Annotated in this window: 12 protein-coding genes; 6 read left to right on the top strand and 6 right to left on the bottom strand. The window is 56.3% G+C overall.

Going from position 1 to position 18,536, the window contains the following annotated elements; genetic code table 11:
* Positions 1 to 43: 43 nt before the first annotated feature.
* Positions 44 to 646, top strand: coding sequence for a putative pterin-binding protein (locus LDN84_RS15195; RefSeq protein ID WP_223904282.1), 603 nt, complete (start codon positions 44 to 46; stop codon positions 644 to 646).
* A 60-nt stretch (positions 647 to 706) separates the two neighbouring features.
* On the opposite strand, the gene LDN84_RS15190 is transcribed toward LDN84_RS15195, so the two are convergent.
* The 3 genes from LDN84_RS15190 to LDN84_RS15180 all read right to left on the bottom strand — a co-directional run bounded on the left by LDN84_RS15190 (position 707) and on the right by LDN84_RS15180 (position 5,529).
* On the bottom strand, positions 707 to 3,547 hold the full coding sequence (locus LDN84_RS15190) for a putative bifunctional diguanylate cyclase/phosphodiesterase (protein ID WP_223904281.1): 2,841 nt from the start codon (positions 3,545 to 3,547) through the stop codon (positions 707 to 709).
* 66 nt (positions 3,548 to 3,613) lie between these two features.
* The gene (locus tag LDN84_RS15185; RefSeq protein ID WP_223904280.1) at positions 3,614 to 4,495 is read right to left on the bottom strand and encodes a LytR/AlgR family response regulator transcription factor; all 882 of its coding nucleotides are present in this window, start codon (positions 4,493 to 4,495) and stop codon (positions 3,614 to 3,616) included.
* Positions 4,492 to 5,529 (bottom strand): sensor histidine kinase, encoded by a 1,038-nt coding sequence (locus LDN84_RS15180; protein ID WP_223904279.1) that lies wholly within the window; start codon positions 5,527 to 5,529, stop codon positions 4,492 to 4,494. The genes LDN84_RS15185 and LDN84_RS15180 overlap by 4 nt, the downstream gene beginning before the upstream one ends.
* A gap of 134 nt (positions 5,530 to 5,663) precedes the next feature.
* Here LDN84_RS15180 and LDN84_RS15175 point away from each other — a divergent pair, with 134 nt between their 5' ends.
* Both LDN84_RS15175 and LDN84_RS15170 read left to right on the top strand, forming a co-directional pair.
* The gene (locus LDN84_RS15175; RefSeq protein ID WP_223904278.1) at positions 5,664 to 6,497 is read left to right on the top strand and encodes an undecaprenyl-diphosphate phosphatase; all 834 of its coding nucleotides are present in this window, start codon (positions 5,664 to 5,666) and stop codon (positions 6,495 to 6,497) included.
* A 127-nt stretch (positions 6,498 to 6,624) separates the two neighbouring features.
* Positions 6,625 to 8,301, top strand: coding sequence for a PAS domain-containing sensor histidine kinase (locus LDN84_RS15170; protein WP_223904277.1), 1,677 nt, complete (start codon positions 6,625 to 6,627; stop codon positions 8,299 to 8,301).
* A 29-nt stretch (positions 8,302 to 8,330) separates the two neighbouring features.
* Here LDN84_RS15170 and LDN84_RS15165 read toward each other — a convergent pair whose 3' ends face one another.
* Together LDN84_RS15165 and LDN84_RS15160 are read right to left on the bottom strand one after the other, a co-directional pair.
* Positions 8,331 to 9,179, bottom strand: a complete 849-nt coding sequence (locus tag LDN84_RS15165; RefSeq protein WP_223904276.1) for an alpha/beta fold hydrolase — start codon at positions 9,177 to 9,179, stop codon at positions 8,331 to 8,333.
* Between the two features lie 95 nt (positions 9,180 to 9,274).
* Positions 9,275 to 10,105, bottom strand: a complete 831-nt coding sequence (locus LDN84_RS15160) for a proteasome-type protease (protein WP_223904275.1) — start codon at positions 10,103 to 10,105, stop codon at positions 9,275 to 9,277.
* Positions 10,106 to 10,252: 147 nt separating this feature from the next.
* Here LDN84_RS15160 and LDN84_RS15155 point away from each other — a divergent pair, with 147 nt between their 5' ends.
* The gene (locus LDN84_RS15155) at positions 10,253 to 10,942 is read left to right on the top strand and encodes a flagellar brake protein (protein ID WP_223904274.1); all 690 of its coding nucleotides are present in this window, start codon (positions 10,253 to 10,255) and stop codon (positions 10,940 to 10,942) included.
* A 6-nt stretch (positions 10,943 to 10,948) separates the two neighbouring features.
* On the opposite strand, the gene mutS is transcribed toward LDN84_RS15155, so the two are convergent.
* The gene (mutS, locus tag LDN84_RS15150; protein ID WP_435405886.1) at positions 10,949 to 13,528 is read right to left on the bottom strand and encodes a DNA mismatch repair protein MutS; all 2,580 of its coding nucleotides are present in this window, start codon (positions 13,526 to 13,528) and stop codon (positions 10,949 to 10,951) included.
* 445 nt (positions 13,529 to 13,973) lie between these two features.
* On the opposite strand from mutS, the gene LDN84_RS15145 reads away from it, so the two are divergent.
* Complete coding sequence (locus LDN84_RS15145) at positions 13,974 to 15,830, top strand: hypothetical protein (protein ID WP_223904272.1); 1,857 nt, start codon at positions 13,974 to 13,976, stop codon at positions 15,828 to 15,830.
* A 195-nt stretch (positions 15,831 to 16,025) separates the two neighbouring features.
* Positions 16,026 to 18,518: a sensor domain-containing protein gene (locus LDN84_RS15140; RefSeq protein ID WP_223904271.1), complete on the top strand. Its 2,493-nt coding sequence runs from the start codon at positions 16,026 to 16,028 to the stop codon at positions 18,516 to 18,518.
* Positions 18,519 to 18,536 lie beyond the last annotated feature (18 nt).

Genomic DNA, 18,536 nt, shown 5'->3' with positions numbered 1-18,536 from the left:
ATTGATTTTGTCTGTACCATGCATTTTTTCAAGGAGCCAACCTATGCAAAAACGTGATTTTCTCAATGCCAGCCTGCTTGGTGCGGTAGCTGGTGCCAGCGTGCTGCCGACTCTGGCGCACGCGCAAAACGGCCCCAAATCGGCCTCTGGCCCCACTTTGCTGACCGTGAGTGGTTTGATCGGTACGGGTAATCGCGGGGCGTTTGACCCGGCGCTGGATCAGATGATGGGCAAGCAAAAGCTGCAGTTTGCCAAAGCGCAAACGTTTGACTTTGCCGCACTCACGGCCATGCCTGCGGTGACCATCAAGCCTACGCTGGAATACGACGGCAAAGTCCATACGCTCAAGGGCCCGCTGCTGCTGGATGTCATGAAAGCCAGTGGTGTCAAGGTCACCGCCAAGACCGCGTTCTTCCTGCGTGCCGTGGACGGATATGCCGCACAGGTGTCTGCCGCAGATGCTGCCAAATACCGCTTTATCGTCGCCACGCACCTGGATGGCCGGCCGATGGCGCTGGGCGGACTGGGCCCGTTGTGGGCGGTGTATGACGCAGACCGTTTCCCCGACATGATGGCCAAAACCTTGCCCGAGCGTTTCGCCAATTGCCCCTGGGCCACCTACCACATGGAGGTCAAAGAGGGGTGAGGTGGCGAGCACCAGAACGGTACGTTCCGGTGCTGAATCAACGCGCCTGGGCCAACACAATCACGTATTTTTATGCCTTGTGGTGGCTTTGGCGGCACCGAGATGCTGGGTCGCAAAGGTTTCAAACCCGGCAATCGGCAAAGGTTTGCTGTACAGATAGCCTTGGATGTAATCGCAGTGGTGCACCGTGTTGAGGATGTAGCGCTGAGCTTCAGTTTCAACACCTTCCGCCACCACACGCAGTTTCAAGCTGTGCGCCATGCTGATGATGGCGGCGCAAATGGCCATGGCACGGTCTTGTGAATCAATGTGCATGACAAAACTTCGGTCAATCTTGAGCTGATCCAGCGGCAACTGGCTGAGGTAGGACAAAGACGAGTAACCGGTGCCAAAGTCGTCCAGCGAAAAACCGACACCATGCAGCTTCAGTGCCTTCATTTTGCCGACCACATCTTCCAGGTTGTCTATCAGCAAACTTTCAGTCAATTCCAGTTTCAGGTGGTGTGGATTGGGTTGCGTGGAAGCCAATACGTGAAGTACCTGTTCGACAAAATTCGGCTGCAGAATTTGCTTGGCACTGACATTAACCGCCAGGGTCAGATGGGCCAATTCAGGTTGCGTGGCCCAACTTGCCAATTGTCGACAGGCGGTTTCCAGCACCCAAAGACCGAGCGGCAGGATCAGCCCGGTTTCTTCCGCCAAACCGATGAATTCGACGGGTGAGACCATGCCGCGCTGCGGGTGATGCCAGCGTACCAGGGCTTCGGCACCATAAATACCGCCGTTGATCGACATTTGTGGCTGGAAATGTAATTCGAGTTGACCTTGGTTCAGTGCATCACGCAGATCAGACTCCAGGGCATTGCGTTCCAGCAGACCGCGCTGCATGGCCGGATCAAAAAAGTGCAGGGTGTTGCGACCGGCATCTTTGGATTTGTACATGGCCATATCGGCCTGTTTGAGCAACTCGTCAATGGAAGTCTCAAGACCATCGATCAAGGTAGCACCCATGCTGGCCGAGCTGTGGTAATTCAGGTTATCCAGGTGGTAGGTCTGGCTCAGTTCGACCAGAATTTTTTCGCCAATTTGTTTGGTCAACAAGGCGGTGTGATCAGCGGTTTCACCCAGATTTTTTAATATCACCACAAACTCGTCGCCACCCAAACGGGCCACGGTGTCACCCTCCCGCACGTTGGATACCAGCCGTTTGGCGATTTGTTGCAGAAGTAAATCACCTATGTTGTGACCATGGGTGTCGTTGAGGGTCTTGAAATGATCGAGGTCAATGAACATCAAGGCACCGAAGACCTGATTGCGATGGCATCCCGCCACAGCTTGTTTCAGCCGGTCACGCAACAAGGTACGGTTGGGCAAGTTCGTCAGTGGATCAAAAAAAGCCAGTTCGTGAATTTTTTCCTCAGACTTCTTCTGCTCCGTGATGTCATAGTGGGTGCCGATGTAATGTGTGACCTGTCCCTGACGGTCTTTGACCGCAGAAATGGTGAGCCATTTGGGGTAGACCTCACCGTTTTTGCGTCGATCCCAGATTTCGCCTTTCCATACCCCGTCGCGGTTGATCGCGATCCACATGTTGCGGTAGAAGTCAGCATCGTGACGGCCGGAAGCCAGGATGTGGGGGGTGTGTCCAAGGACTTCCTCCGCGCTGTAGCCGGTGATGTCTGTAAAAGCTTGGTTGATGCGCAAAATCACCGCTTTGGCATCGGTCACCATCATGGCCTCTTGCGACTCAAAGGCAGATGCCGCAATGCGCAAATCGGCCTCAACCTGCTTGCGTTCGGTGATGTCACTGCCTACACCCAGGTAGCCGGTGAACACACCTTCTGCATCAAACTGAGGGTCTCCGCTGAGGCTGATGTGTCGTCGTTGTCCCTGTGCATCCAGGTGGACAATTTCAAAATCACGAAACCGTAAATGCGCATCCAAGGTGGCGCGGTGTGCTTGCCAGGCGGCTTCGTCCGGTCCGCAGTAAGGTATCTCCCAGAGTCTTTTTCCAATGAGTGTATTCAGCTGGTGCAAGGGTTGCTCGGATTCATTTTTGCTCAGCGTGCGCAGCGTAAAGTGATGTTCCGCGTTTGTTTCCCAATAAAAATCCGAAGACATTTCACTCAGGCAGCGAAAACGCGTTTCACTTTGTTGCAGTGCCTGGGTGCGTTCCGTGACGCGCTGGTCAAGCGCACTGTTGGAGGCCTCAAGCAGCGCCTCGTTGCCGCGAAGAAGCTTCTGGCTGCGAGCCACCACCAGGATCAGTATCAGGTAAAGCGGTACCAAGACTGCCAGCACGATGGACCAGACCTGCCACAAGGTATGGTCAATGCGTTTAACCAGTAAGGTGACATCCTGGTACACCTCAACCACAGCGCTGACGCGGTTATTAACGGTGATCGGGACATAGCTTGACACCAAATCCACATTTTCCAGAACCCGCTCAAAGGAGCTGAATTGGTTGCGGAACACCAGATCACTGGCAACTTGTCCATGGAGTGCCGCGGTAAAACCAGGGTTTAGGCCTTTGTTCTCACCGATTTGATGGGGTTCGGTGGAGAAAATGGTGACACCTTGTGTGTTGTATATCTTCACCCGGTGGATGCCCGAATCGGCGCTGAGTTGGGCAATTTTGTTGTGCAGGTACCTGGCCTGCTCAGTTGGATTGGGGGGCGCTGTTGGGGGTAAGGCAATCAGTGCGTTAATTTCGGTGGCCAGAAAGGAGCTGAAGACCCGGGTCAGGCTGACGTTGCGGTCTTGCGCGGTTCGCTCCATTTGGCCAATTTCCTGCTGTCGAACCAGCTGGACGAGCGTGACCGCCGCGATGGCCATCAAGACAAAAGCCAGCAGCGAGAATGGGCGAGTTAGGTTGAACCGGCGCATGGTGGTGTTGAACATGAAGACAAGTCTAGACAAGGCTAGGGTGGGAGCAACTCTAGCAGCTTTATGAATAAGCTGGCCGCACTACATCGCCTTGAACAAGTAGGCATACAGGCGGCTGACTGCCAGCCGCTCAGGTCGGTTGCGCAAGTGCAGCCAGAGCTTGCCGGCCTCGTCGCGGGTCACGCTGTCGATGCAGTGGGTGTTGACCACCGTGCTGCGGTGGATTTGCCAAAAGCTGGTCTCCAGCTGGGGTAACAGCTCTTTCAACGGGGTGCGGATCAGCACTTCGCGCTCACTGGTGAGCACGCGTACATATTTGTCGGCTGCTTCAAAGTACACCACTTCGGATACCGGCAGCAAGTGGATGGTGCTGCCCACGCTGGCTTGAATGTGCTGGAGTGGGGCTGGCACTGTACGGCCTGAGCCGATGGCCGGGTTCGCCGTGCCCGGGGTGGTGCTGGTGGCGGCCAGCAAGTGCCGCAGTTGCGCCAAGGTGGACTCCAGTGGGCTGGTATCGGGGGCTTTATTTGCTATGGTATGAATAGCTGCTTGCGCTTGTGCTGCAAGCGTCATCTGCACTTTGGACACTGTTTTTTTCAAGCGCTCGGGTTGCACCGGCTTGAGCAGATAGTCCACCGCTTGGGCATCAAAGGCCTGCAAGGCGTATTGGTCATAGGCGGTGACAAATACCAGGGCCGGGAACGCCGGGCTGCCGAAGGTGGTGGGCCAGGCGTCCATCAGCTCGGCGGCGGCTTCCAGGCCACTCAGGCCCGGCATACGAATGTCCAGAAACAGCACATCGGGCTGCAGCGCCAGCGCTTGTGCCACGGCAGACTGGCCGTCGCCCACACTGGCCAGAAGTTGCAGCTCGGGCCAGGCACGCGCCAGCTCCTGGCGCAGGGCGGCGGCCAGCAGTGGCTCGTCTTCCGCAATCAAGGCGCTGGGGGTATGGGGCTGGTTCATGGCTTTTTATAAGGAAATGTGACTCTCACGCAGGTAGTGCATGCGCTGGTAGCTATAAATTCAATAGTTCCATGAGTACCATACAGCGTGACCAGACGTTCGCGCACCTGGGTCAAACCGAAGCCCGGTGTGGGCTCACCTTCTGGCAGGCCAACACCGCTGTCCTGTACCTCCAGCACCAGTGATGGCGGCTCCAGGCGGGCGTGTACGCTGATGCTGCCGCCTTCAATGTTGGGCTCCAGTCCGTGCTGGATCGCGTTTTCTACCAGGGGTTGCAGCAGCAGGGCAGGCACGGGCGCAGTGGTCAGCTCGGGGGGCAGGTCCAACACGTAACTCAGGCGTGGTCCCATACGCACGGCCATCAGCTCCAGGTAGTCACGCAGGCGGTCAAATTCGGTTTGCAGCGGATGAAAGGTGGTGCGTGATGAACTCAAGGTGGCACGCAGATAGGCCACCATGTGGTCCAGCATGTGTTGCGCCTGCTCGGGGTTGTGGGCCATCAGGGCACGTAAATTGGCCAGGGTGTTGAACAGCATGTGGGGTTCCAGCTGGCTTTGCAGCAGTTTGAGCTGAAACTCGGCCGCCTGGCGCTGTGCCGCTTCGGCCTGGGCCTGGGTGCGGGCCATGGCCTCACGGGCGCTGGCAAGTTGCAGACGGCTGAAGAAAAAATAGGTGATCACACCACCCGCGGCCAGACTGACCAGCAAAAAACCCAGTGCTTTGCGCGGTTGATCCACCCAGTAGTCAAAGCCCGGGTGCGCCAGCAACTTGCCTGCCAGCATGGTGCCCAGCAGATAACCTGTCACCACACAAAGGGGTACCAGCCAGAACAAACGCCGCCATTGACTGGGGTAGTCCAGAATCAGCTTGTATTGCCCCACCTCAATCAGCAGCCAGATGCTTAGCCCAATACACTGGGAATACACCAGGTTGCTGAGGAAGTCATGCTCGCCAAAGACCGTAATGCCCACGGCAATGGCGGTATTGAAGGCGGCGGCTTGAATGCATCGCCGGACGTTGGGGGTTTGGTTCATGGCGCGTTGATTGTGCCGTGGCAAGTGTGTGTATTCACAGATTTGCGACAAAGTGCCCGCCATTGGTGTGAAATGCCTCTAAGGCCTGTTTAAGTGTGCCCAGTGATAATTGCGGCTCTTCAAAAGGAGTTTCTGTGGATATTGTGTTGTTGATCAAGGCCGTCATCATGGGCCTGGTGGAGGGGTTGACCGAGTTTTTGCCAATTTCGAGTACCGGGCATCTGATTTTGGCCGGGGCCTTGCTGGGGTTTGATGACGACAAAGCCAAGGTGTTTGACATTGCCATCCAGACCGGGGCCATCTTTGCGGTGATTCTGGTGTACTGGCAAAAGATCCGCGACACGGTCGCAGACTTGCCCACTGAAAAGCAGGCACAGCGCTTTGCACTGAATGTGGCGATCGCATTTTTTCCGGCTGTGATTCTGGGGCTGGCGTTTGGCAAAGCCATCAAAGCCAACTTGTTTACCCCGGTGGTGGTTGCCAGCACGTTCATCATCGGTGGTTTCATCATTCTCTGGGCCGAACGTCGCCAGGAAAAAGACCCGGCGGTAGCCCGTATCCAGGACGTGGATGCCATGACCGCCATGGATGCGCTTAAAGTGGGGTTGGTGCAATGTTTTGCCATGATTCCGGGCACCAGCCGCAGCGGGGCGACCATCATTGGTGGCATGTTGCTGGGTTTGAGCCGCAAGGCAGCCACGGATTTTTCTTTTTACCTGGCCATCCCGACGCTGATTGGTGCCGGGGCCTACAGCTTGTACAAAGAGCGTGCTCTGCTGTCCCTGGCGGATTTGCCATTGTTTGGGGTGGGTCTGGTGGTGTCGTTCTTCAGCGCCTGGCTGTGTATCCGCTGGTTGCTGCGCTACATTGCCAGCCACAGTTTTGTCGGCTTTGCCTATTACCGCATTGCGTTTGGCCTGGTGGTGCTGGTCACGGCCTGGAGTGGTGTGGTGACCTGGTCTGCATGATGTGATGAACGTGCCTGATCTCATGAAGATCGATCAGCTTCGGGTGGGTCAGCACGTCTTGGAGTCCACACAAGTGGGCTGGTTGCAGCTTTGATGCTGTCGCGATGAAGCACACGGGCAACCCACCATGAGCAGTCTGGAGCAACTCATGCTGGATCACAGCTCGGAGATGCTGATGCTGGTGGACCCTGACACCCTGCGAATTGTTCAGACCAATGCCAAGGTCTCACATGCTTTGGGCTATTCAGCCGAGCAATTGAAGGGTTTGCCCATCACCGATATTGAAAGTGCGCTGCAGGATGTGTTTTATTGGGAAGATGTCAAAAACGGCCTAGACCAGGCGCTTGATCAGCAGGAGGGGCAATACCTGAGTGCCTCTGGTGAGCTGTTGAGTGTCAGCAAGTCGATTCGGTGGCTGCCGCACAACGGCCGCTCACTGATTCTGGTGCAGGCCACCTTGACGCAGGATGTGCAGAAATTGCAGGATGTGCTGGCGCAAACGCTGTCGCAGTTGCGTGCCACGCTGGAGTCCACAGGAAACGGCATTCTGGTGGTTGATTGGCAAGGCAAGATCAATGGCATGAATCGGCAGTTCGGCAGAATATGGGCCATACCGGAAGCGTTGCTCGAGGCGCAGAATGAACAGCAAATCCTGGATTTCATCGCCCAGTCGGTGCAGGAGTCCGTTTTGCTGGGCTCACGTCTGAAGACGATTGTGGATGCCGAGGAAATGACGGACACCTTCACCCACATTGATGGGCGTGTGTTTGAAATCAGTTCACGCCCTCAGTATCTGGACAAGCAGATCATTGGGCGCGTGTTCAGTGTTCAGGATATTACGCAGCGTATGCTGGATGCCCAGGCTTTGCGTGAGTCACGTGATCAATTGGAGCAAAGAGTACGGGCGCGAACGGCCGATCTGGAGGCCTTGAACGGTGTCCTGGTGGATGAGAAGGAGCGCCTGGCGGTGCTGGTCAAGGAACTGGAGGCGGCGCAAGCACAGTTGTTGCAGTCCGAGCGGATGGCCTCCATTGGCCAACTGGCGGCCGGGGTGGCACATGAGATCAATAACCCGGTGGGTTATGTCAATTCCAATATGGGATCTTTGCAGCATTATGTGGAGAATTTGCTGCGTTTGTTGTCAACCTATCAGCACATTGAGGCAGAACTGCCAGAGGCGCAGCGGGCTCAGGTGATGCTCATCAAGCAAGAAATTGATTTTGAGTTCATGCGAAATGACATTGTCGAGCTGCTTGATGAATCCTTGGATGGGCTGAAGCGGGTGACCCGTATCGTCCAGGATCTGAAAAACTTCTCTCATGTGGGCGAATCCAAAAATCAGTGGGCCGATCTGGAGGTTGGGTTGGACAGTACCTTGCGTGTGGTCTGGAATGAGCTGAAGTACAAGGCCGAAGTGGTGAAGGAGTATGCCGGCATTCCGCCGGTGTGGTGTTACCCCTTCCAGCTGAATCAGGTGTTCATGAATCTACTGGTGAATGCCTCCCATGCGATTCAGGAGAAAGGCAAGATCACGGTGCGAACCGGGTTTGACGAGAGCCAGGTCTGGATTCAGGTACAAGACAGTGGCCAAGGCATTCCAGCGGAAAACTTGCAGCGGATTTTTGACCCGTTTTTCACGACCAAACCGGTTGGCAAGGGTACGGGGCTGGGTTTATCCCTGTCTTACGACATTGTCAAAAAACATGCTGGCCACATTGATGTGCTCAGTGAGGTGGGCCACGGAACCACGTTCACGGTTTATTTGCCACGTAAAACGCCAGAGCAAACGGCTGTAACGCCGTAACACGCAGTGGTTTGGCCCGTTGGCCACCCTCAGAAAGCTGATTTGGACAGGTTGAGCAGGGCGGCTTCCATGGTGGCTGCCGTGGTTTGTGGTCTTTCCATGGGAAACAGGTGGCTGCCATCCAGCATCAGAATGCGACCATGTGTGATGCGTTGTGTGGTGGACATGCCCACTTGCTTGATTTCGGCCGATTGTGTGCCGCCAATGAAGGCTACCGGGCATTTCACCGGGCGTTGGCTCAGCAAGGCTTCCATATTGCTTGGCAAGGTGTTGTAGATGGCGGTTTCAATATCGCGCTTAAAACTCAACACCCGTTGGGTTTTTCCGTTGTGCTCGGCATCATGGGTGCCATGGGCAATGTAGTCTTCCAGCACTTGTGGATGCCATTTGGCAAAAGCCCTTTTGCTTTTGAAATGTGCCAGGGCGGCGGCTTGGTCTGGCCAGTGTTCGCGCCGCTTGCGGCTGACCGCGCCGGGTGACACCGATCCCACCAGTTGGGTGCGTTTGGCCAGCCCCAGGGCTGTGGCACGCCAGCCACCCACAATGGGGGAGTCCAGCAGCAGCACGCCACGCACCAACTTGGGGGCCTGGCTGGCTGCCATCAAACTCAAGAATCCCCCCAGTGAATGGCCTACCAGGAACACCGGTGCACCGCCCGTGCTTTCAACGCTGGCTTGTGTGAAGTCCACCAATTGCTGCACCAGATGTGGCCAGTTGTTGGTGACCGGGTAACGCGGGTCATGGCCAAATTTGTCGATAGCATCAACCACCAACCCACGGGCCTTGAGGGCGGCAAAAAGCACGCGGTAAGTGCCTGCGCCATAGCTGTTGGCGTGCGAAAAAACGATGTGGGTGGTTGGGGCTTGGTGGCTTGGCATGGTTATTCAAATGAAGTCATTCGCCATTTTCGGTTGAATCACGCGTCACAGGGTGCAGGGTCTGTCCCTGGCGCGTCTTTGTCCCGGCCAGGTTTTCAGATCAGCTTTTCTTTGGGTGAGGTGATTTTTTTCAGCGGCAGGTTCCGGCCGGTAGGCTGCATCAGCGGTACATCGGTTTTGCCATCGTCCCAGGTAGGGTCTTCAATGCTGTCAAAAACTTCGCGCAGTTTCACGCCCCAGCTGCTGTGCATCATCTTGAAATAGGGGTTGTGTTCGTCAATACACACCACCTTGTCAGTCTGGAACTGGTTGGCCTCGTAGACCACCATGTCCAGCGGCAGACCGACGGACAGGTTGGACTTGAGGGTAGAGTCCATGGACACCAGCGCACATTTGGCAGCTTCATCCAATGGTGTGTTGGGGGTAATCACGCGGTCCAGCACCGGTTTGCCGTATTTGGATTCGCCTACCTGGAAGTAAGGGGTTTCTGGCGTGGCCTCAATGAAGTTGCCTGCGGAGTACACCTGGAACAGGCGCATGCCTTCCCCCTTGATCTGACCGCCAAAAATCAGCGACACGTTGAAGTCCACCCCGGCTTGTTTAAGTGCCGCAGCATCACGCTCGTATACATGGCGAATGGCTGAACCCAGTACGCGCGTGGCATCAAACATGCTTTTGGCATTCCAGATGGTGATGGCTTCGGCGTCTTCTTCGTGGTCTTTGAGTTTTTCAACCTGAAGGATTTCACGAATGGACTGAGAAATGCTCAGATTGCCCGCAGAAAGCAGCACCATGAAGCGGTCGTCAGGCTTCTCGTATACGATCATTTTGCGAAAGGTACTGATTTGATCCAGACCAGCGTTGGTACGAGAGTCGGACAGAAACACCAGTCCGGCGTTGAGTTTGATGGCGACGCAATATGTCATAGGGATAGTTGGCAAGGAAGAAAATTTGGCAATGCAGATGCCCTATCGGACAGGCCTTGAAGCCCTGCATTCATAACCGTTATTATTGTGGATAGATTTGGTGAAGATGGGGAACATCACTGGCCCAGAGGCCCATCACGGGAAATCATGAACCATACCATCAAGCAGGATACAAATCCAACGGTTGAACGCGGATTAACCTTCGACGATATGGGCTTACGGGTTGGATTGTCGCTGTACATGCGGCCACGCGACCCCACCCTGGCGCAGGTGCGCCACCAGGTAGAGTATATTGGTGCGTTAAGGGGGAAGAGCTTCCTAACCACGCTGCCCATCTTGCACGACAAGGGTTTATGGATGCAAATTGGGCAGGATTTTGTTTTTCACGCCATGGAAGGCATGCATGTTTATGCCTTCACCAGTCGGGTACTGCGTGCGCGAAACCGCCCTTTTCCCTATGTGCATTTTTCTTATCCCGAAAAAATTGAGGCGCGCCAGGTGCGCAAGTCTTACCGGGTACGGATGCATCGCCCCGTGAGTGTGGACTTTGCGGGGGGCACACCTCAACAGGCCTTGATGCTGAACCTGAGCATGACCGGTGCCCTGATTGAGGCCCCCAATCAGGTCTGGCAACAAAATGAAGCACTCTCTTTTGTGCTGCCCATCCGCATGGAGGAGGTGAGTTGTGAACTGGTGCTGCACGCCACCGTGCGCAGTTGGGAGGAAAAAGGCGCGTTGGCCCACTACGGTGTGGAGTTCGACAGTCTGGCACAGCAGGATGCCTTGTTTTTGCATTACTTTATAGATCACACCCTTGCAATGATGACTCGGGGTTGACGGGGCTCAACTGGCGTTGCTCAGTTTCTTGAGCCGGTACAGCGCCTCCAGCGCCTCGCGCGGGCTCAGATCATCAGGGTTGATGGCCTCCAGCGCCGTATTCACGGCGCTGGTAGCTATGGTTTCTGTAGTGGGTGGAGCCGCAAACAAATCGACCTGGGCCTGGTGCTGGCTGGCTTGCGCCTCCAGCGCTTCGAGTGTGTGGCGGGCGTGGTTGAGCACCGCAGCGGGCATACCCGCCAGCCGTGCCACCTGAATACCGTAGCTCTTGCTGGCCGGGCCGCTCTGGATTTCGTGCAAAAACACAATATCGCGGCCCGACTCGGCAGCACTCACATGCACGTTGATGGCGGCGTGGTGGGTGGCCGGGAACTCGGTCAACTCAAAGTAGTGGGTGGCAAACAAGGTGTAGGCCTGGGTTTTGTCGTGCAACTGGGTGGCAATCGCGCTGGCCAGGGCCAGGCCGTCAAAGGTGCTGGTGCCCCGGCCAATTTCGTCCATCAACACCAGTGAATTCGGGGTGGCGGCGTGCAGGATTTGGGCCCCTTCAAGCATTTCCAGCATGAAGGTCGATTGCGCGTTGGCCAGGTCGTCGGCGGCACCAATGCGGGTGTGGATGGCATCGATGGGGCCAAGGCGGCAACTGGCTGCGGGCACGTAACTGCCCATGCTGGCCAGCAGGGTGATCACCGCAATTTGCCGCATGTAGGTGGATTTACCCCCCATGTTCGGGCCGGTGATGATTTGCATGCGCTGTTTGGGGCCTAGATGGGTGTCGTTGGCAATAAAGGCCCCCGAGCTGGTCTCGGCCAGCCGGGCTTGCACCACCGGGTGGCGGCCTTGCACGATGTCCAGACAAGGCTCTTTGGCAAACTGTGGGGCGCACCAGTCCAGCGTCAGGCTGCGCTCTGCCAGGGCACACAGCGCGTCCAGCGTGGCCAGGGCGCGGGCCAGGCGGGTCAGGGGCGGCACATGGGCTTGCAGGGCATCCAGCACCTGGTCATACAGCCACTTTTCCCGCGCCAGGGCCCGCTCGGAGGCACTCAAGGCCTTGTCCTCAAAGGCTTTGAGTTCGGGCGTGATGAAGCGCTCGGCATTTTTCAGGGTCTGGCGGCGGCGGTAGTCGTCGGGGACTTTGTCGAGCTGGCCTTGTGACACCTCAATAAAAAAGCCGTGCACTCGGTTGAACTGCACGCGCAAATTGGCAATGCCGGTACGGGCTTTTTCACGCCCTTCCAGATCCAGCAAAAAGCTGTCGCAGTTGGTCTGGATGGCGCGTAACTCGTCCAGCTCGGCATCAAAACCGCTGGCGATCACACCGCCGTCGCGCACCAGCGCAGCGGGTTCGGGCGCAATGGCGCGGGTCAACAGGTCGGCACAGCCTGCAGGGGGCTGCAAATGCTCGGATATGTGAGTCAAATAGGCCTCTAGCCCTTGTATGACGGGCGCAAGAAGCTCTGTTTTTTGTAGTGTCTTGTACAAACCCAGCAGCTCACGCGGGCGCACCTGGCGCAGGGCGATGCGGGCGGTGATGCGCTCTACATCGGTACTGCCCTTGAGTTGTTCGCGCAGCGCTTGCCAGAGTCCGGTGGGTGCCCCCGTATGGCTGTTGCGCAGCACGGTAATGGCGCTCAGGCGTTGTTGGGCTTCAGTGCGCTTGCGTTGGGGTTGCAGCAACCAGCTCTTGAGCAGGCGGCTGCCCATGCCGGTCATGCAGGTGTCCAACAGCGAAAACAGGGTGGGCGAATCCTCACCCCGCAGGGTTTGGGTCAGCTCCAGGTTGCGCCGGGTGCTTTGTGGCAGGTCAATCAGTTCACCGGCACGCTGCACCCGCACGCTGTGGATGTGGGTCAGGCTGCGGCCCTGGGTGTGCTCGGCATAGGCCAGCAGGGCGGCGGCGGCGGCATGGGCCAGTGGCCGGTCTTGCGCACCCCAGGCCGCCAGGCTGGCGGCATTCAGGTGGGTGAGCAGGGTGCGCTGGCCCAGTCCGGCATCAAACTGCCAGTCGGGCCGCACGCTGATGCATACGCTGGTGCCCACCGAGCGCAGCCGGGTTTCAAACGCTGGTGTGGCACCGGCGCTGTAGATCAATTCGCCGGCACCAATACGCAGCACCCAGTCGTTCAGGTCGTCGCTGGGGCATTCAGCCAACATCACTTCACCTTGGGTCACGCTCAGCCAGGCCAGGCCGCAGGTGTTGCGCGGGCCCTGGTGCACCGCCAGCAGCAGGGATTCGGTTTTGTCCGCCAGCAGCTCCAGGTCGGTCAGGGTGCCGGGGGTCACCACCCGCACCACTTTGCGTTCTACCGGGCCTTTGGCGGTGGCCACATCGCCCACTTGTTCACAAATGGCCGCCGACTCGCCCAGCTTGATCAGGCGCGCCAGGTAGGTGTCGACTGAATGAAACGGCACACCCGCCATGACGACCGGTTGCCCGGCGCTCTGGCCGCGCTGGGTCAGGGTGATGTTGAGCAGGCGGGCGGCTTTTTCGGCATCGGCATAAAACAGCTCGTAAAAATCGCCCATGCGGTAAAACAGCAGGGTGTTGGGGTAGTCCGCTTTGAGGCCCAGGTACTGGGTCATCATGGGGGTATGTGCTTTATTAAGTTCCGTCATCTTGGAGAGTCTAGCAAGCTCCACCGTAAGTTATGGTTTGGGGTTGCCGAGCTTGAATGTGGGGTAGTCTGGTACCCGTTATCAAGTGGCACTGCACAGGCTTCAGCCTCCACCAGAGGCCGCGTATGTCCAAGTAAGAGGTCGCCGGAGAGGGGCCGTCGAGCCAGATTCAAAGACATGCCTATTTCGACAAACCTTGCGGTAAATCATGGTTCAGTGATTTTGCTGGTGATCCTGGCTTGAATACGGCATAAGGCAGTTTTATAGTTGGTCGGTTCTTACGTTGAGCCAGAGCAGATAAGTGTTCTGCCCATTGGGGCGTCTCTGAATTTTTGCCATTTCATAACCCTGATACCACGTCGCTTTTGGCGTGGGGGTTCATAAGAGCACATGGTCAACTTTTTTGGAGTTTGTCATGGCTACTTTTACGTTCAAGAAACTTGCATTGACAACTGCCCTTGCCGGTTTGTTCATGGCCGGATGTGGCGGGGGCGGAGGGGGGGTTTCTGTGGCATCAAAAACCCTTTCTGGCACTGTGGCGGGTGGCGCGGCAGTGATTGGCACGGTTCTCATCACGGACAGCAAAGGCATGACGAAAACAGCCAATATCGAGGCCAATGGTCGTTACTCCATTGATGTCGCCGACATGACGGGGCCTTTTGTGCTGAAGGCTGCTGGTACCGTAGGTAATACGACGGTCACCTATTATTCAGCGGCCACATCTGCGGATGTGGGGGGGACGGTGAATGTGACCCCATTCACGAATATGTTGGTATCCAACATTGCAGCGCAACTGGCAGAGACTTATTTCAGCAATCCAGCCAATATTGGCAATATTGGTGCTTTGATCACATCAGGCAAGTTGATTGCGGCCGAGACGGCTTTGCAGGCCAAGTTACAACCAATTCTGACAGCCTTGGGTATCAGCGACAGTATTGACCTTTTGCGCTCTTCGTTTGCCGCTGACCACTCTGGCATAGATGCCGTGCTTGATCTGGTCAAGGTGGAGGCTGATACCGCCACCAACGTCTTCACGATCAGAAATGCGTTATCTCAAGCGGTTATTTCCACTGACGATGCCACGGGCAGCGGCGATGATGCCACGCCGGTGGACAGTACCAAGATTTCAGACTTCACACCTGAGAGAGTGACCGATTTGCAGTCGGTCATCACCAAGCTCAACAGTTTTGCCGCATTGTTTGCCAACAGTCTACCCAGCACCGCTGCGATGATGAATGCCGGTGTTTTTGATACCTCCAGCAATTTCATGATGGGTGGTAAAGGGTTCGCTCAATTTGCCACCGAGATGTCTACCCAAGCATCGGCTATTGGCATGAAATTCAGCAGTGTGGCGATTGCGCTTGATGCCTCAGGCCTGTCGGGTACGTTGACTGCCGTGGTGACATCCAATACGCCATCCTTCTCCGAAAAGATTTTGCTCAAGATGGTCAAGTTGAACAATGTCTGGATGGTTCAGGGTGACGGACGAATTGCCGATCTCTCGCTGTACGCACAAGCCCGTCGTAATGAGTGGACCGTGCTACCCGCAGTCAATGGTTTTGGCGGGGCGCAGGGATCATCCATTCAAAGTGGGATCAATATCTGGATTGACCCGTTTGCGTACAACAGCACAGCAGGGCACACCCCAGTGGCTTCTGCTCTGATCACCGGTCCAGGCCTTGGCAATGGCATCACCATGGTTCAGGATACGCAAAATCGTGAGTTGAGGTTGAGTAACTCCGCCAACACAGACACGGTTGCCATTGAATGTGGCACCACTGACGGAAACAATCAAACCGTGACGACCCAATGCGTCAACATTACACAAGCGCTTGACAACAGCGAATACACGGTGATCCTGAAAGACAGCAACGGCAATTCGTTGAATGGAGCGGGTTACAAGCAGATTTTGCCCAAACAACCCATAGTCACCAGTGCACTGACGAACGCGATGTTCCCCAGCATCACAGCGATCACCATTGATGGTGCACCGCTCACACTCAACACGGTTGTTGCAGACAAGAGTGTGGCCGTGAGTTGGACCCTACCCAATGGCTTACAAGCCAAGGATATGAATATCTGGGCGAATACGACCACTGGGGCCAACTACTTCCGTGTTGAGAAAAACCTCTTGCCCACGGACACGACCGCCCTCATTGGTCTGGGAACCCCATTGACCGTAGGAACGGTCAGTAATGCCGGGGTGTGGCTACAGAGTATGGATGCCGTTGGCCGGCGTTTTGGGTTATCCAAGTCAGTACAAAGTCAATAGCCGTCACAGGCTTGTTTGCCACGGTGCTACACCGGCCAATCTGGCTCTGGTTGGCCGGGTGTAGCGCTTGGTGTCAAAAATTTATTGGTATGGGCGGGCTGTCCGCTTGAACAGGGGGCTTCGCCCTGTCAAGTGAACGCATACAGCATGTAAAGTCGGGGCCCATGATTGGCTTGTTCCGCCCTGGAGTGTTTGATGTTTGATTCGCCCGATCGGCATTTGTTTTTTGACCATATTCCGGTTGCGGCATCTCTCAGCCGCGAGAGTGATGGCGTGTATGTGGCTGTTAATGCCGAATGGTCGCGTATGACGGGTTTGAGCCAGCGTGAGGTTGTGGGTTTGAGTTCGGTCGACATCGGTCTGTGGCCCAGTCACACGCGGCGTTTGCAGGCGCTTGCCGTTTTGCATGAAACGGGTGAATTGCGCGGTTTACCTCTCTCCCTGGTGAGACCGGATCAAACCCAGATACGGTTTGAGTTGAGCATGTCCCGGTTTGAGTGGAATGATGAGTCGTATTTGCTGAGCTACCTGAAAGACGTGACTGGTGAGCGGACGGCACAAATTGCCTTGTTGGCCAGTGAGCAACTGCTCAAGGCCACCAACGAGCGTTTAAACCAGCAACTGCGGCTGTTTGAGGCCATGGAGAGCTTGGCCTCAGTGGGGTATTGGACATCAGGGCCGGAGCCTGATCACCTGGTGTTGTCCAAAGGCTTGTACCAGTTGACGGGACTGGAGCCCGGCTCGGTACAGCCATCCTCCGATGGGCGTAGCTGGATTCTGTCTGAGGATAAACCGGCATTCCTTGCAGCGCGTGAAGCTCTGGATGGCGAGACCTTGTACTACCGTTGGCAGCGCCCTGATGGACGGGTGCTGACATTGCGCGGGCGCATGCAGCGGCTCTCGGACAACGCACCATCGGAAATTCACTTTGGGGTGGTGCAGGACATCAGCCGCGAGCGTGAAACTGAACTGGCCTTGCAGGACCGGCTGTCTTTTATTGAAAAAATCACCAGCCGTTTGCCCGGTGTGGTTTTTCAAATTCGGCGCAACGCCGATGGTGTGCTGGAGTTTTTGTTTATCAGTGAACCTGCTAGTCAAATTTACCCAGGTTTTACCGCACAAGCCATTTTGCAAGATGCCTACTGCACTCTGAATTTGCATCACCCCGATGACGTGCAGGCGTTCAAGCTTTCTGTGCGTCAGGCCCTGCAAAGTCTGCAGCCCTGGCAACATGAATACCGGTTGTTGCTGCCCAATGGCCAGGTGCGCTGGTTGCTTGGTCAAGGTGTGCCCGAGCAGGAGGCGGAGGGTGCGGTGGTTATGAGTGGCTTTGTCACGGACATCACCGAGCGCAAGTTGGCCGAAGAAAAAATTGAGCAGTTGGCTTTTTACGATGCCCTCACCGGGTTGCCCAACCGCCGGCTTTTGCTGGACCGCTTGCAACTGGCCTTGCTCAGTGCTGCACGCAGCGAATCCATCAGCGCGGTGCTGTTTATTGATCTGGACAACTTCAAAGACCTCAACGATACCCTGGGCCATGACGTGGGTGACATGCTGCTGCGCCAGGTGGCTCAACGGCTGCAAGGCAGTGTGCGTGAGGCCGACACCGTGGCCCGTTTGGGTGGGGATGAGTTTGTGGTGGTGCTGGAGGAGTTGGGTACCGATGTGCAGCTGGTCACGGCACTGGCGGAAAAAGTCGGGCACAAAATTCTGCTCAACCTGAACCATGCCTATGAGTTGAACAAGCAGGAGCTACTCAGCACCCCCAGTATTGGGGTGGCTTTGCTCTCCAAACAGGTCAAATCGGTGGATGAATTGCTCAAACAGGCGGATCTGGCCATGTACGAGAGTAAATCTGCCGGACGCAACACCATGCGGTTTTTTGACCCCACCATGCAGGCGCTGGTGGCTCAGCGTACGGCTATTGACCGTGAATTGCGTCTGGCCCTCAAACGTTCGGAGCTGGTGCTTTTTTACCAACCGGTGGTGGATGAGCAGGCCCAGATGGTGGGGGTTGAGGCTCTGGTGCGCTGGCAGCATCCACGGCGCGGCTTGTTGTCGCCGATGGAGTTTATTGACCAGGCAGAGCAGTCCGGCCTGATCCTGCCGCTGGGGCAATGGGTGTTGCGCAAGGCCTGCGAGCAATTGGTGCAATGGGCGGCCCAGCCCGCCACGGCCCAGCTCACCATGGCCGTGAATGTGAGTGCCCGCCAATTTCGCCACCCCGAGTTTGTGGAGCAAGTCCTTGAGGTCATGCGCGCCACGGGTGTGGCGGCGCATTTGCTCAAACTTGAGATCACCGAAAGCCTGCTGGTCACCGACATGCTGGAAGTGATTGAAAAAATGCAGGCCTTGCGCACCATGCAGGTGACCTTTTCACTGGACGACTTTGGTACCGGCTACTCCAGCTTGTCCTACCTCAAACGTCTGCCCTTGGATCAACTCAAGATTGACCAGAGTTTTGTGCGTGATGTGCTCACCGACTCCCATGACGCGGCGATTGCCCAGACCGTGATCACGCTGGGGCAGAGTTTGAATCTGAGCGTGGTTGCAGAAGGGGTGGAAACCCATGGGCAGTGGCAGTTTCTGGCCCAGCGCGGCTGCAAATTGTTTCAGGGTTACCTGTTTGGCAAACCCGTGCCAGTGGCTCAATTGCCATTGAGTTGTCTGAGTTGGCCATTGGTGTAAACCGGCTATCGTCTTTTC

This window comes from Rhodoferax lithotrophicus (assembly GCF_019973615.1).
Taxonomy (GTDB): Bacteria; Pseudomonadota; Gammaproteobacteria; order Burkholderiales; family Burkholderiaceae_C; genus Rhodoferax; species Rhodoferax lithotrophicus.
Note: the sequence above shows the minus strand (reverse complement) of the source record. Positions and strands in the feature narration are given on the sequence as shown.